This is a genomic window from Terriglobus sp. ADX1 (assembly GCF_036877645.1).
Taxonomy (GTDB): Bacteria; Acidobacteriota; Terriglobia; order Terriglobales; family Acidobacteriaceae; genus Terriglobus.
In genome coordinates this window covers 1-14,296 of record NZ_JAEDXV010000053.1, presented here as the reverse complement: position 1 = coordinate 14,296, position 14,296 = coordinate 1, and the positions used below count along the sequence as shown (strand labels likewise).

The following is a 14,296-nucleotide window of genomic DNA, read 5'->3' as shown; positions in this document are numbered from 1 at the left end:
TATACTTGCCAGCATGGCGCTAGGCGCCGTGATATTCCCCTGCGTAGTCGCATTTGCCTGCATGCCGCAGGATGACGGACGACGCCTTTAATTTTTTGGAACCACAAACTTAATCCGGGATGCGATCCCCTATACGCGGATCAGCTTACCCTGCTTTAACCGGAAGCGTTCCCCACGCCACAACACATCTTCACCGGCGTAGCTCCAGGCCCAGAACAACAGGCCAAAGCAGTCCCGCAATGGCAACAGCCAAAGATCACGAAAAATCTGTCCGTCGCGCAGGATGCCTGCGCCCATGGACAGAGCCACAGCGACACGTGCCAGCAACACCAGCGAAAGCAGGGTGAAGCTGGGCAGTGCAAAACCGCTGGCGATGACGTTTGCCAACGCCCAGGGCAGTGCGTAACTCAAACAGAGGCCCAGGTAACCGAGCCTGCGGGCGTCGCGGACGCCGCGCGACCAGCGCAGCTGGTGGTCCCAGAAGTGGCGGAAGGTGTATTGCGGAACCGCCGTGCTGACTACCTCTGGCGACAGCACCACGCGCATGCCAGCCTTGTGGACGCGCACGCCCAGTTCGTAGTCGTCGGCCAACATGTCCAGCAGCGGTTCGAAGCCGCCGATGCGATCCAGTGTTTCTCGCCGCAGCGCCAGCGTACTGCCCAGACCGAAGCGTACGCCGCGATCAAGCAATCGCGCTGTGAGTACGCCGGGCAGGAAATCTGTACTGATACCCAATGATTCCAGCCGCGCCCACAGCGTGGGTTTGTCCGCGGTGCGTCCCAGATAAGGCGCAGTCACCATGCCGGTGTTGGGCTGCGAAAGATCGGCAATGATGCGGGCGAGGTATTCGCTGGAAACGACAATGTCGGCGTCGTTGATGATCAGCACTTCGCCTAGCGCGTGCGGCACCATCTGCAGCAGCGTGCTGACCTTACCGTTGGCGCCAAGTCGCTGACCACACGGCACTGCGCGGATGATGGCCTGAGGGTGCGCGGCGCGCAGCTTCTCTACTTCCGCGAGTACATCTGCATCATCCGGATCGGAGAGACCGAGCAGAAGCTCGTAGCGACCGCCATAGTTCTGCGTGCAGTGGCTGGCAAAGGCATCGTAGCGGCCGGGGTCCCATCCCTTGATGGGCTTCAGGATGCTGACGGTGGGCAGCGACGCGGGTAGCGCGGACACAGGTTCGCGGCGAAACGACCGAGCCGCGAGAAGGGCGATCATCAGGAACGCAAGGCCCGCCAGCGTGAGCAGCGTGGTGACAAGGGTAATAGCTTCTGCAACAGTCACCTTTCCAGTGTATCCAGTGACATGGATAAAACGGGACGATGCAGTAAGCGCGATGACTATTCGTACCGTAGGGCTTCAATGGGATTCAGGCTTGCGGCTTTCCATGCGGGATAAATGCCGAAGACTAGTCCAATTGCGATGGAAACGGTAAACGCCGCGATGACCCATGCGCTGGAGAGTACGGACGGCAGGACAACTCCCATTCCAAGCGCAATCAGCGAGCCGAGCGTGATGCCGATCAAGCCTCCAACAGCACACAGCACCATTGCCTCAAGCGTGAACTGCAACAGGATGGTTCGCTTGGTTGCGCCAATAGCTTTGCGCACACCGATCTCTCGCGTTCGCTCTGTCACGGAAACCAGCATGATGTTCATGACGCCGACGCCGCCCACCATCAGGCCCACGCTGGACAATGCAAACATCAGCAGGAACAATCCGTCGGTAAGCTGCGCCCACAAGCGCGAAAGCGAATCCGATCCGAAGATGACGAAGTTGTCGTCTTTATCGACGGTGACTTTACGGCGGATGCGGAGGCGTTCGCGAATCTCTTCTTCCACCAGCGAGCGGTTTTTCGCATCGTCGTACTTGACCGAGATCCAGTAGTCCAACACCTCCGGGTGGAGATTGTGGAAGGTGGTCAGTGGCATGTAAACGTAGCTGTCGTTGGGATTTTTACCCGGCGTGATCCCCTTTACGGCTTCCAGCGTGCCAATCACCGTGGCGGTCATGCCGGGGATCGTCACTTCCTTGCCGAGCGGACTTTCATCCGGAAAGAGTTCCTCAGCGGTGTCATGTCCCAGCAGGACAACTTTGGCTGCCCGGTTCTGCTCGTCCTGCGTGAAGAAACGGCCGCGATCAATGTGCCAATCGTTGACTTCCGGCGAGGTGAAGTTCTCTCCTGCAAGGCCGACGCTGTCCTGTTTGTGCGTGCCTGCTTTAGCAGAAGCCATGCCGCCACCGCCGCCAAACGTAAAGTCCGCGTAACGGAGACCAGCATCCGCAGCCACAACGTGCGGCAGATCCTGCAGGCTCATCATGTCTTCATACGTGAGCTGCTTGCGAGCCAGTTCTGCCAGCGTGGGACGCTTACCGAAGACTTCAAAACGGAAGACGAACAGCGTGTTCGATCCAAGCTGCGAGATGATGCCGTTGACCTGACCGTTGAGCCCGTTGATCACAGACGACATGATGATGACTGTGAGCACACCGATAACGATGCCGAGTACAGTAAGGCCGCTGCGCAATTTGTTGGCGCGCAACTGATCGAGCGAAATGACAATGGTCTCTTTGACGTCTGCAAGTGTCATGACTTAGTCCGCCCTCAGAGCCGTAATGGGATCGAGCATGGCTGCCTTGCGCGCGGGATACACGCCAAAGAAGATGCCAACACTGGTGCTGACAAAAAGACCCACGACCACGCTCCACCACGCAATGCTCATGGGAAAGCCAGCCACCGTAGAGATAGCAAAGCCAATCGCGACGCCCGTCATGACACCAAGAATGCCTCCCGCGGTGGCCATGAGGCCGCTCTCAATGACGAATTGCAGCAGCACGTCGCGACGCTTTGCTCCCAGCGCTTTGCGTATGCCGATTTCGCGCGTACGCTCCGTCACGCTGACCAGCATGATGTTCATGATGACGATGCCGCCCACGATCAACGAAATGGCCGCAACAGGAATGGCGATGGCACCGAAGAGCGACGTGACCGTGTGCACCAATGCGAGGAACGAATTGTTCAACTCCAGCGAGAAGCTATCCTCTTCTCCCAGGCGGTCGTGACGGATGGAACGCATCAACGTGCGCACTTCTTCTGCTGTCTCTTCCAGTACGGGCCCGGAGCCTGGTCCCTTCACATAAATCGTGTTGCTGTAATGCGAGCTGTAGATGCGCTGCATGGTGGTGATGGGCAGGATGACGTAGTTGTCCTGGCTTGCGCCCAGCGTCTTGCCTTGCTTTTCACCCAGGCCGATGACGGTGTACGGCATGCCATCCACAGTGATGACCTTGCCGATGGGATCTTCGCCTTTGAGCAGGTTCTCCTGGATGTCGCTGCCGATCACGGCAACCGGTGTGGCGCGTTCATCCTCAACCGAGGTGAACATGCGACCTTGCACAATGTTGATGTTGTTGATCTCCGGCATGTTCGGCGTCCACCCGCGGATGGAAACGCTGGTGCCGGTCTCATTGGCATACTTCACCGAATTGGAATTGGTCGAATACGCCGCGCCGACTTCTTTGCAACGCTGGCAATTGTCGCGAACGTATCGGTAGTCGTCCAGCGAGATATTGCGACGGCGGTTGTACTTCTGGAATTCGGCATAGCTGGTGATCAATCCGGGCTGCTTGCCCAGCGTGAACACGTCAGAGCCGTAGGTGTTCAGCTTTTGATCGACATAGGCGTTTGCGCCGTTCACCAGCGTCACGACAGTGATAACAGCGGCCACGCCAATGACCACGCCCAGCAGTGTGAGCACGGTGCGCAGCTTGTTCACCCACAAAGATTGCAGCGCCAGTTTCAGCGCCTCAGACCAATGCATGTTTCACCCGTCCCTTCAGGGTACTCCCGTTGCGGCTGCCCCGGGTTATGCAACTTTCCTGAGGATATTTGCGGCTTACCGCGCTTCCCGGCATCCAATTTAATCGATGGCACTTCTGAAACCGGCCGAAACCAAAGACGGTATCTACCTGAACCCCGTCCCCACGGAAGTGGGCGCGACGAAGCATTTCCCGCAGATGTTGCGGCGCCTGATCATGGGCAAAGAAGAGCGCGTTCCCCGGAAGCCGCTGGGACCGTTCCGCACCGACCTGGCTACCTTTGCACGACCGCCGGTATCCGGCCTGCGGGTAACGTGGCTGGGGCACTCGTCCCTGCTGCTGGAAATTGACGGCACCACACTGCTGACGGACCCCGTCTTCTCTCTGCGCACGTCCATGGTGCAGTGGTTCGGGCCGAAGCGATTCTTCGCACCGCCGCTGAGCATTGCGGAGCTGCCAAAGCTTGACGCCGTTCTGCTGACCCACGACCACTACGACCACCTGGATAGGAATGCTGTGTTGCAGTTACAGGAACGCACACCGCTGTTCGTTTGTTCCATGGGCGTGGGTGGACTGCTGCGGAAGTGGGGCATTGACACGGAAAAAATTCACGAGATGCAGTGGACGGACAGCTTCACCGTGCCTTCCGCATCGCCAACGCCGCTGACGCTGACGGCGCTGCCGGCACGCCACTTCTCCGGGCGCGGATTGAAGCGGTTTGAGACGCTTTGGTCGTCGTTTGTGCTGAAGACGGAGCACCACAACCTGTATCACGGCGCGGATTCAGGCTACTGGCCTGGCTACCGGGAGATTGGCGAAGCGTATGGCCCGTTTGAGCTGGCCATGCTGGAAGTGGGTGCGTTTGATCCGTTGTGGGACCAGATTCATCTTGGACCCGACAATGCGATGAAGGCTGCGCTGGACCTGCGTGCCAAGGTGCTGATGCCGATTCACTGGGGCCTGTTCAGCCTGGCGTTCCACGACTGGTTCCAGCCGCCGGAACGGATTACCAAGCTGGCCACAGATGCCGGGCTTCCCTTGTGGATGCCCGAGCCGGGAGAGCCCACGGAGTTTGCTGGCGAGGCACGTAATTCGCTTTGGTGGCGACGCTATTGCTCCACCGTTCCTTCCCCCAACGAGCATGCGGACGAGGCAGCGAGTAAAGTTGCCATTCGCGTTTAAGAAGTTTTCACGGCTAAAACGAAACGCAGAACCTGTGACGGTGCTGCGTTTTTGTTTGCTATGGGCTCTGTTTAGCTGTACTTCAACCAGCGCAGAATCTCCGGCAGGTTTGGTTTCTTGCCGTACATGAGGATGCCGACGCGGTAGATGCGGCTTGCGACCCACAGAACTGCGTAGATGGCGAGCGACATCAACACGATGGACGCTGCAATCTCATACCAGGGCACCGGCGACACCGAGATGCGCATGTACATGAGCAGCGGCGAGAAGAACGGCACCAGTGAGAGAACGCGCGACCAGATGTTCTGCGGCGCGTTCAGTACCAGCGGCAGCGAGATCATGCATGCTGCCAGCGGCATCACCAGGAACATGTTCAACTGCTGCAGTTCCTGCTCAGAGTTCGTCATGGCGCCGAGAGCCGCGGCCATTGCCGAATACAACAGATAGCCGAGCAGGAAGTAGATGATGAAGAAGCCCACCTGCTCCGCGGAGATGGAGATGTGCGTGCCACCGCCCAGCAGGTGAGCCATGAGTGGTGTGGCCGTGAGGATGACGGCTGCAAGCATCCAAATCGATACCTGCGTGAGGCCCACAGAGCCAACGCCGATGACCTTGCCCGCCATCATTTCGCCCGGCTTTACGGTGGCCAGCATCACTTCAAATACGCGTGATGTTTTTTCTTCAATGATGGAGCGCGCCACGTTCATGCCGTACAGCATGATGACCATGTACATGAGGAAGAAGAGCACGTAGGCACCGGCGAAGTTTGCGCCGGTATCGTCCTGCTGTTCATTCGAAGAGCTCATGTCGATGGGCGCCATCAGCGTCTTCACGTCGGAAGAGCTCATGCCCTGCTGCATTAATCGTTCGCGCGTAAACACTTTGCCCAGCGCATCGCGCACGGTGTTGCGCGTTGCCAGATCGGCAGAGGAGCCCTGCTTGTACTCAATGGACGGCTTCTGTCCCTGCACTGTTGCGGGAGTGATCCACAGGTAGCCGTCAATGTCTTTGGCCTTCAACTCACGCAGCAGTGTCGTCCGCGTGTTCGCAGTGGGCGGCGCGATGACGTTGAGCTGCATGTTGTGATCGGTGTCGTCATCCAACTGGTTCTGCACATCCGTTGCAAGCGCGAGGTCCTGCGACACGATAACGATGTGCGATGACGACTTGGTGTGCTTCGCGATGAGGATTGACGCCGCAATACCGCCGCCCATGAGCAGCGGAATCAGGATGGTGGCGATCATGAATCCCTTGGTGCGCACACGTTCGAGGTATTCGCGGCGGGCGATGAGGAAAATGTTATGCATTGGTGCTGCCTCCCACACGCTCAATGAAAATCTCTTCCAGCGTGGGCTCCTTCACTTCAAAACGCGTGATGCGCGTGCCGCGTGCAACGGCTTCCGCAAGCAACGGCTGCGCATCGGGCTGGTGGCCGCGGAGCTTCAGCGATGCCACACCATTTCCGTAGCGATTGACTTCTTCCGCTTCAGGATTGTTCAGGAAGCTGTCGTCGCCCTCAAACACCACATCCACGCGGTTGCGCGGATACTCCTGCTTGATTTCGCGCATAGTGCCTTCCAGCACCAGCTTGCCCTGATAGATGATGGCGATGGCGTCGCACATCTTTTCCACCTGGTCCATGCGATGCGTGGAGAAGAGGATCGCCTTGCCTGCGTTGCGCAGTTCCAGCAACGTGTCCTGCAGCAGAGCGCCATTCACGGGATCGAGGCCACTGAACGGCTCGTCCATGATGATGAGATCCGGCTCGTGGATGAGCGTGGTGATGAACTGGATCTTCTGCTGCATGCCCTTCGACAGTTCTTCTGTCTTCTTGGGCAACGCCTCAGTGATTTGCAGCCGTTCGGCCCATGCCTTGCCGCGCTTCTCAGCTTCCGTCGCGCTCAGACCACGTAACTGGCCCATGAAGACGATCTGTTCCAGCACGTTCATCTTCTTGTACAGACCGCGCTCTTCCGGCAGATAGCCGACGCGTTCCAGCAGGTTGCGGCTGAAGGGCTTGTTGAACAGCTCTACCGTGCCGCTGTCGGGAACGGTGATGCCGATCATCATACGGATGGACGATGTTTTGCCGCTGCCATTCGGTCCCAGCAGGCCGAACATCTGGCCCGGCTCAATGGACAGCGTGAGGCCCTCGACAGCAACCTTCGTGTCATACACCTTGCGGATGTTGTTGAGTTGAACAGTAGGCATGTCGGCTTACTTCTTCCGGTTCGCGACGAGCTCGCCCGCGTGGCCCCAGTCTTCCGCACTCTTTTCGTTGAAGATGATGTGTGTGTTCTGCGGGTTCTTGCCGAGGATGTTCACCATGGTGTTGGTGATCTCCTCTACGATCTGGGCCTTCTGCTCAGCAGTAGCGCTTCCGAGCATTTGAATGTTGATGATTGGCATGGATGTCCTCACCGTTGAGCATAGCAGTGGAGCGGTGCAGAACTTAGCGCCATCTTTGCCTTATCATCGCCTTAATGATGACTCTCGCCACGCCTGTTCAGCTGATCAAAGGCGTGGGCCCGCGCAACGCAGAGGCGCTGAAAAAACGCGGCGTGGAAACCGTGGAAGATGTGCTCTACCATCTGCCCTTTCGCTATGAAAATCGCCTTGATCCGAAGCCGTTGAGCGCGCTGAAGGCTGGTGAGATGGCCAGCGTGATTGGCGAAGTGCGCGGGTCCACCGTGCTGCGAGCACGCTCCATGCCCATCTTTGAAATGACCGTGGGACAAGGCACGGGGACGCTGAAAGCCATCTGGTTTCGCGGGCAGTATCTACAGGACAAATTCAAGCCGGGCCAGATGGTGGCGCTGTACGGCAAGCTGGAGGCGTCGCGTTCCAGCGCGGGCCAGTTCAAGATGATTCAGCCGCAGTTTGAAATGCTGCCCGGGCCGGACGAACCACAGGACGCGGTGATGCTGGAGGTGGGCCGCATTGTGCCCGTCTATGAATCGCTGGGCGGCACCACGGCGTGGGGCGCGAAGCTTGGTTCGCGATGGATGCGGCAGGTGGTGTGGCGATTGCTGGAAGACCTGGCACAGGGGCCGGAGTTGCTGGACCCGCTGCCGCGCTCGATGCGCAGGCGACTCGGCATGCCAACGCGCCTGGATGCGTTGCGTGAGGCGCACTTCCCTCCTGCAGGCACGTCGATGGCTGATCTACAGGGCTTTCATACAGCCGCACACGCGCGGTTGATCTTTGAAGAGCTCTTCTACCTTGAGTTGGGACTGGAGCTGAAGCGTAAACGTATGCGCGAGCGCGCGGGCATTGCGTTTGTTGCGGATGAACGCGTGCGCAATGCGATTAAAGAGGTGCTTCCCTTCCGCCCCACCGGCGCGCAGAAACGCGTGCTGGGCGAGATTGTGGAAGACATGCGGCAGCCGCAACCGATGCGTCGGCTGCTGCAGGGAGATGTGGGCAGCGGCAAGACGATTGTTGCGATGGAAGCCGCTCTGGTTGCGATTGAAAACGGTTATCAGGCTGCCATGATGGCGCCTACGGAGATTCTTGCGACGCAGCATTATCTTTCTGCAAAGAAGTTGCTGAAACGCTCTTCGCGTGAGTACAAGGTAACTTTGTTAACCGGTTCGCTGGATGATGCTGAGAAGCGGCGCGCTCGTCGCCGTGTGGCCAGCGGCGAAGCGGAACTCGTCATCGGCACACAGGCGTTGATTCAGCAGAAGGTGGACTTCGCGAATCTTGGCCTTGTGATTGTGGATGAGCAGCATCGCTTTGGTGTGCGTCAACGATTCACGTTGATGAAGAAAGATGAAAGTGCCGATCCCGATGTGCTGGTGATGACCGCGACGCCCATTCCACGCACGCTGGCGTTGACCATTTATGGCGATCTGGAAGTGAGCGTGATTGATGAATTGCCGCCGGGCAGAACTCCCGTTGTCACTCGCCGTGTGAGCGAAGAGCGCGCGCTGGAAGTTTGGGATTTTGTGCGTAAGCAGATCACTCTGGGACGGCAGGCTTATGTCGTTTATCCGGTGATTGAAGGCTCAAAAGACGATCAGCCGGAACTGGACTTTCCTAGTGACGAACAAGTTGATGCATCAGCGAGCCAAAACGCCAGCAACAAAGTAGCGAAGAAAACTACGGCTAAGAAAAGTGCTGCTAAGAAGAGCGCGAAGAAGTCTGCAAAGGCAGAAGAGTTATTTGAGAAGCCGTCGCTGCGTTCCGCTGTGGAGATGTTTGAAGAGCTTCGTTACGGCCCGCTGCATGGATTGCGACTTGGACTGCTGCACGGACGTTTGAGCGCCGACGACAAAGAAGTTGTGATGGCGCAATTCAAGCGCGGCGACATTGACGTGCTGATCTCCACCACCGTGATTGAAGTGGGTGTGGATGTGCCAAATGCATCCGTCATGGTGATTGAACATGCCGAACGTTTTGGCCTTTCGCAGATGCACCAGTTGCGCGGTCGCGTGGGTCGTGGTGCTGCGAAAAGTTATTGCGTGTTGATGACCGGAGCGCGCGTGTCACCGGAAGCGGAGCAACGCCTGGACGCGATGGTGACCACGGACAACGGCTTTGAACTTGCAGAACTCGACCTGGCGCAGCGCGGTCCGGGCGAGTTCTTCGGAACGAAGCAGGCCGGACTGCCAGACTTCCGCGTGGCGAACATTGTGCGTGATCGCCGTCTGCTTGAAATCGCAAAGAAGGAAGCTTCTGACTTTGCGGAAGTTCGTTTGAAGGATGTCAGCGACGAAGAACGCGGCCTGGTGCGGCAACAGTTGAAACAGCACTGGCAGCGGCGTTACGGGCTGGTGGAAGCTTAGAAGCAGAACGCAAAGAGCACAAAGTCTGCGCGAAGTACGCAACGATCTCTGCGCGTACTTCGCGGCCTTCGCGTACTGCTTTATGCCGCTTGCTGCGCAGCAATCTGCGGCAGGAGCGGAACGCGGTGCGAACCCTTCTTGGGGCCGCGCTTGCGGGCCACCAGAACGCGGACACGCTCCAGCAGTTCCACCGGCGAGCATGCGCCCTTAGGCAGGAACATGTCCGCGCCCACGCCGCGCTCGTAGCCCGTAACGGTGCCGCTGACCATCAGCGACGGCAGACCGGGCTGCACTTCGCGCATGCGGCGAACCAGATCCACACCATCCATCTGCGGCATCAGCAGATCCGTGATCAGCAGCGACAGTTCACCCGGCGCATACTTCTCCACAATTTCAAGCGCTTCGTGGCCACTGGTGGCAGCCAGGACGCGGTATCCCTTGGTTTCCAGCAGGAACTTGCGGACGGAGAGAGTCTGTTCGTTGTCGTCGACGCAGAGGATGATCTTCTTGGGGCGCATGTCGTTCTTAGTCTCCAGAGCAAAAAATGGTGCATCCGACGCCTCTTTGGGCGCACGGGGTCGTTGGCCTGAGCGCGTGGAAAAAAACGCGCAGCCGAGGGTGTTTGCCTGCGGTTAGCAGGCCGTTCATGGGCGCAACAAATGTGTTTGTGAGCTCGCGAAAATCCGCGCAGCGACTGCGCAAAACGAATGTGTCTCGTTCAGCGCTTTCCCAAAGTACGAAGCTTCAGGCCGCGGCGCAACAGCGAAATTCAGGCGAAAATCTGTGCGAACTTTTGGACGAGGTTTCCACCACTGCAATCAAACCGATTAGAAACAATGGCTTAGCCTGTGCAACACGCGTGGAAAGGCTTTGTATTACGGGTGTGTAAACCGTCCCGTTGCCACAAAGACGGTGCAACCTGCGACGTACACTTCGCTCACCTTTCCGTCGTGAAGTGAGGCACGAACATGCAACTGCGACGGTCGATGCACCTCTTGCCCCTGATGAATCACGACCGCCTGACCGCTGGCCACGGCTCCGTGCTTCACCAGGTAGCTGATGCAGCATCCCGCGGCTGATCCTGTGGCCGGATCGTCGCTGCCGTTGAACGGCATACGCGCGCGCCACCTGCCTTCGCCAGCGTCGGCAATGGCATAGACGAACTTTGCACCGGCAGCGGCTAGCAACGGCTTGAGTGCGCCCTGATCCACCTGCATTCGCTGCAATGCATCCACCGACGCCAGCGGCAGGATGCAGAATGGCAAGCCCGTGCTGACGACCTGGGGCTGCAACGTTGTGTGCAGATCCTCTGCGGCAAGGCCGCATGCGTTCCGCAGCAATTCGCGCGCCAGCACCGAACCGAACTCGGGATCGCGCTGACGCATCTCGCCGTAGATTCCTTCGGAGTCGACTTCAGAGGCGCGAAACCGCACCGGGACGGTTCCCCCGTCCAGCTTCAACTTCACCTCTTCCGCATGTGCGAAGTGCGGCAGATTCTCGCGTATCCAAGTTGCCGTACCCAGTGTGGGATGGCCCGCAAACGGCAGTTCTTCCTCTACCGTGAAGATGCGCACACGGACGCCATTTTGCAGCTCCTCATCAGGCGACGCAGGCAGTACGAAAGTGGTCTCGGAGAGGTTGGTCTCGCGTGCCAGCGACTGCATCTGCTCTTTGCTTAAACCCGTTGCATCCGCAAAGATTGCAAGCGGATTCCCTTCATAACGGCGTTCGGCAAAGACATCCACCTGAGCCCAGGCGAGCGTGCTGCTGTTTGACATGGCGAAACCTCCAGAGCTATTGTTGCAGGTGATGATGATGCGTCTGAACTCGATCCGCTGCTGCTGCTGTCTCTGTATGCAGGCAGGGTCGGTCGCGCGCCGCTAAGAGCAGCCACAGGACGCAATCGCACCCCGCCCACCGACGACACGGTGGGTTTTGTTTTGGCACGAGATTCTGTTTCAGGACTAAGGAAAGAGGAATTACACGATGTCTCTCCGCATCAACGACACGGCACCAGACTTCAACGCGGAAACCACGCAGGGCCCGATCAACTTCCACGAGTGGATTGGCGATAGCTACGCTGTACTCTTCTCGCACCCGAAGGATTTCACCCCGGTCTGCACCACCGAGCTGGGCGCTGTTGCAACGCTGGAAGATCAGTTCGCCAAGCGCGGCGTGAAGGTGCTTGGCCTCTCCGTCGACAAGGTAGACGACCACTCGAAGTGGGCACAGGACATCAAGGATGTCTCTGGCGCAGATGTGACCTTTCCCATCATCGGCGACCCCGAACTGAAGATTGCCAAGCTGTATGACATGCTGGCTGCCGAAGAAGGCGATAGCTGCGAAGGCCGCACGCCCGCGAACAACGCTCCTGTGCGCACCGTGTTCGTGATCGGACCGGACAAGAAGATCAAGCTGACGCTGGCATATCCCATGACCACGGGCCGCAACTTCGACGAGATTCTGCGCGTACTGGACAGCATTCAGCTCACGGCGAAGCACCCGGTAGCTACCCCTGCCAACTGGCAGAAGGGCGGCGACGTGATCATCACCGGTGCTGTCTCCAATGACGATGCAGCGGTGAAGTTCCCCGGCTACAAGACAGTGAAGCCGTACCTGCGCACGACGCAGCAGCCGCAGTAACTGCTTTCTCTGCTTCTTACCTGCGTGCAAACAGCGTAGAGTAAGAAGCAGAACGAGCACCGGTGGCGAAGTGGCTAACGCGCTGGTCTGCAAAACCAGTATTCGCCGGTTCAATCCCGGCCCGGTGCTCCAAATTTCTTTAGGATGTGTCTGTATTGCGAAGCGGAAGCCGAGCAATACAGAAAAGATTGCAGGGCCTCGTCACATCGGTTGAAACCGACTATCGACGAGGCCCTATTATCTTTTACGAACTTGCCGTAGATGCCCCTTACAGGGCGTCCTGTGCGTGGCGTAGACCCCTCAGACAGCTCCTAATAACACCTTCGGCCCGGTTGGCTGCGGTACTCCGCCCGCGGGTTCCACTGTGACAGCGAAGGCCTTTGCCACGGCGCCAGCAGGCAGTGTAGGCAGAAGCACGGATGCTTCCCCTTTTTCATTCGCCTGAAAGATTCCAGCAGAGATCGGTGCGCCTTCTGCCGGAACCAACCACAATTGGTACACGTGGTCGCTTGGGGCGGCGGGAAGATTGGCCGCGTAAAACAGCAGACCCTGCTTCGGCTGGTAATACACTCTGCCTTCAGGACGTGCCGGATCGGTCGGCTGCTTCAACGCAACACGCTGCGTCTGTGGGGAGGTCAGAAGCTCAGCCACTCGGCGATCCCTGGCAGCGGCGTCCTGCTGTGTTTGCATTTTCGCCTGCAACGAGTTCACGCGATTCTTTAATGCCTGCGTCTGGCTGGCTAGAACAATCGCTACGATTGCGATGACTGCGGCGCAGCCCCATGCAATCATGGGCCGCGAAAACAACGACCAGAAAGACTGTTCCCGGGATGGGTGTGAAGACACTGCCTGGTCTGGCGATTCCTGGCGAACACGCTTCAGGAGCGCTTGCTTCACATGCGGCGCAGGCTGCGTCTGCACAATGCCAGTTCCTAAAAATCCGACACGCCGCTGCGCCTGTGCAAGTCGTTCCTTACACGTCAAGCAGCCGACAAGGTGTGCTTCAAACGCGTTTCGCTCATCCGCGTCAAAAGTGCCAAGCGCATACAGCTCGAAATCTTCGTCGAATTGTAGATGCTCGCTCATGGTTGAAATACTCGACGTAGGCTGGTCAGCCCGGAACGCAGCCTTGTTTTGACTGTACCTAATGGCTGCCCGGTTCGTTGTGCAATTTCGCTATGCGTCATGCCCTCGAAATATGCCAGCTCAAACAACTGGGATAACTCCGGTGGCATTTCTTCAATCGCGGCGTGGATCTTTGCCCTCAATTCGTTTTGCTCAGCGATGGTCTCCTGCACGCCCGTAGACGGAATGGCGTAGACATCAAGATCATCCACCTGCATATCCTGGCGCTTCCGCAAATGAGACAACGCACGGTTGCGGGCCATCACCAGAAGCCATCCGCGCAACTGTCCGCGTGCCTGGTCAAAACGAGGCGCGACCTTCCACACATGTAGGAATACATCCTGCAAGATTTCTTCTGCGGCTGCTTCATCGTGAACGATGCGTCGAATCAAGGAATACAAAGGGACCGAGTGGCGGTCATACAGATCCGCAAGCGCAGACTCGTCGCGAGCCGCAATGCTCCGCATCAGCGTGGCGTCATCTCCGTCATGAACCATCATTGGGTGGATGCCTTGCAATCTAGGTCCTTGAGAGCTTGTTGGAACCTGTGTATGGCGCCCCGTAACTATAACAAGCCCTCCCTTCATCCGTTGCGCGAAACGCTATTTTCGTTGCATTGGAAACTCGACTGAAAACTGCGGAGATGTTTTTCATGGGAGTCCAGCGCGATGCAGTGTTTTCACTGCATCGCTTCCCTGAGAGCAGAGGGGGACTAGTTTGGCATCAGGACG

The 14,296-nt window shown here is 58.1% G+C and carries 13 protein-coding genes and 1 tRNA gene; 4 read left to right on the top strand and 10 right to left on the bottom strand.

Annotation, left to right across the window (positions count from 1 at the left end; genetic code table 11):
- Positions 1-129: 129 nt before the first annotated feature.
- Genes hpnI through JAO32_RS19520 form a run of 3 tightly spaced genes read right to left on the bottom strand, consistent with a single transcriptional unit; the run spans position 130 to position 3,827 of the window.
- Positions 130-1,290, bottom strand: coding sequence for a bacteriohopanetetrol glucosamine biosynthesis glycosyltransferase HpnI (gene hpnI / locus JAO32_RS19530; RefSeq protein WP_334243532.1), 1,161 nt, complete (start codon positions 1,288-1,290; stop codon positions 130-132).
- A gap of 56 nt (positions 1,291-1,346) precedes the next feature.
- The gene (locus JAO32_RS19525) at positions 1,347-2,597 is read right to left on the bottom strand and encodes an ABC transporter permease (protein ID WP_334243530.1); all 1,251 of its coding nucleotides are present in this window, start codon (positions 2,595-2,597) and stop codon (positions 1,347-1,349) included.
- A 3-nt stretch (positions 2,598-2,600) separates the two neighbouring features.
- The gene (locus JAO32_RS19520; RefSeq protein ID WP_334243528.1) at positions 2,601-3,827 is read right to left on the bottom strand and encodes an ABC transporter permease; all 1,227 of its coding nucleotides are present in this window, start codon (positions 3,825-3,827) and stop codon (positions 2,601-2,603) included.
- A 106-nt stretch (positions 3,828-3,933) separates the two neighbouring features.
- Between JAO32_RS19520 and JAO32_RS19515 the strand changes: the two genes are divergently transcribed.
- On the top strand, positions 3,934-5,007 hold the full coding sequence (locus JAO32_RS19515; RefSeq protein ID WP_334243525.1) for an MBL fold metallo-hydrolase: 1,074 nt from the start codon (positions 3,934-3,936) through the stop codon (positions 5,005-5,007).
- A 71-nt stretch (positions 5,008-5,078) separates the two neighbouring features.
- On the opposite strand, the gene JAO32_RS19510 is transcribed toward JAO32_RS19515, so the two are convergent.
- The 3 genes from JAO32_RS19510 to JAO32_RS19500 are packed head-to-tail and all read right to left on the bottom strand — an operon-like array spanning position 5,079 to position 7,416.
- Positions 5,079-6,314: an ABC transporter permease gene (locus tag JAO32_RS19510; RefSeq protein WP_334243523.1), complete on the bottom strand. Its 1,236-nt coding sequence runs from the start codon at positions 6,312-6,314 to the stop codon at positions 5,079-5,081.
- Positions 6,307-7,218, bottom strand: coding sequence for an ABC transporter ATP-binding protein (locus JAO32_RS19505; protein ID WP_334243521.1), 912 nt, complete (start codon positions 7,216-7,218; stop codon positions 6,307-6,309). Before JAO32_RS19505 ends, JAO32_RS19510 begins: the two co-directional genes overlap by 8 nt.
- Positions 7,219-7,224: 6 nt before the next feature.
- Positions 7,225-7,416, bottom strand: coding sequence for a tautomerase family protein (locus tag JAO32_RS19500; RefSeq protein WP_083346123.1), 192 nt, complete (start codon positions 7,414-7,416; stop codon positions 7,225-7,227).
- 74 nt (positions 7,417-7,490) lie between these two features.
- Here JAO32_RS19500 and recG point away from each other — a divergent pair, with 74 nt between their 5' ends.
- Positions 7,491-9,797, top strand: coding sequence for an ATP-dependent DNA helicase RecG (gene recG, locus JAO32_RS19495; protein WP_334243518.1), 2,307 nt, complete (start codon positions 7,491-7,493; stop codon positions 9,795-9,797).
- An 80-nt stretch (positions 9,798-9,877) separates the two neighbouring features.
- Here recG and JAO32_RS19490 read toward each other — a convergent pair whose 3' ends face one another.
- Both JAO32_RS19490 and JAO32_RS19485 read right to left on the bottom strand, forming a co-directional pair.
- A complete protein-coding gene (locus JAO32_RS19490) occupies positions 9,878-10,315 on the bottom strand; it encodes a response regulator (protein WP_334243516.1) in 438 nt (145 codons plus the stop codon).
- 357 nt (positions 10,316-10,672) lie between these two features.
- A complete protein-coding gene (locus JAO32_RS19485) occupies positions 10,673-11,575 on the bottom strand; it encodes a PhzF family phenazine biosynthesis protein (protein ID WP_334243514.1) in 903 nt (300 codons plus the stop codon).
- Positions 11,576-11,783: 208 nt separating this feature from the next.
- Here JAO32_RS19485 and JAO32_RS19480 point away from each other — a divergent pair, with 208 nt between their 5' ends.
- Both JAO32_RS19480 and JAO32_RS19475 read left to right on the top strand, forming a co-directional pair.
- Positions 11,784-12,440: a peroxiredoxin gene (locus JAO32_RS19480; protein WP_334243512.1), complete on the top strand. Its 657-nt coding sequence runs from the start codon at positions 11,784-11,786 to the stop codon at positions 12,438-12,440.
- Positions 12,441-12,496: 56 nt separating this feature from the next.
- Positions 12,497-12,572: transfer RNA gene (locus JAO32_RS19475), tRNA-Cys, on the top strand.
- A gap of 168 nt (positions 12,573-12,740) precedes the next feature.
- On the opposite strand, the gene JAO32_RS19470 is transcribed toward JAO32_RS19475, so the two are convergent.
- Together JAO32_RS19470 and JAO32_RS19465 are read right to left on the bottom strand one after the other, a co-directional pair.
- Positions 12,741-13,526 (bottom strand): anti-sigma factor, encoded by a 786-nt coding sequence (locus JAO32_RS19470; protein ID WP_334243510.1) that lies wholly within the window; start codon positions 13,524-13,526, stop codon positions 12,741-12,743.
- Positions 13,523-14,065: an RNA polymerase sigma factor gene (locus JAO32_RS19465; protein ID WP_334243508.1), complete on the bottom strand. Its 543-nt coding sequence runs from the start codon at positions 14,063-14,065 to the stop codon at positions 13,523-13,525. The genes JAO32_RS19470 and JAO32_RS19465 overlap by 4 nt, the downstream gene beginning before the upstream one ends.
- Between the last annotated feature and the right edge of the window lie 231 nt (positions 14,066-14,296).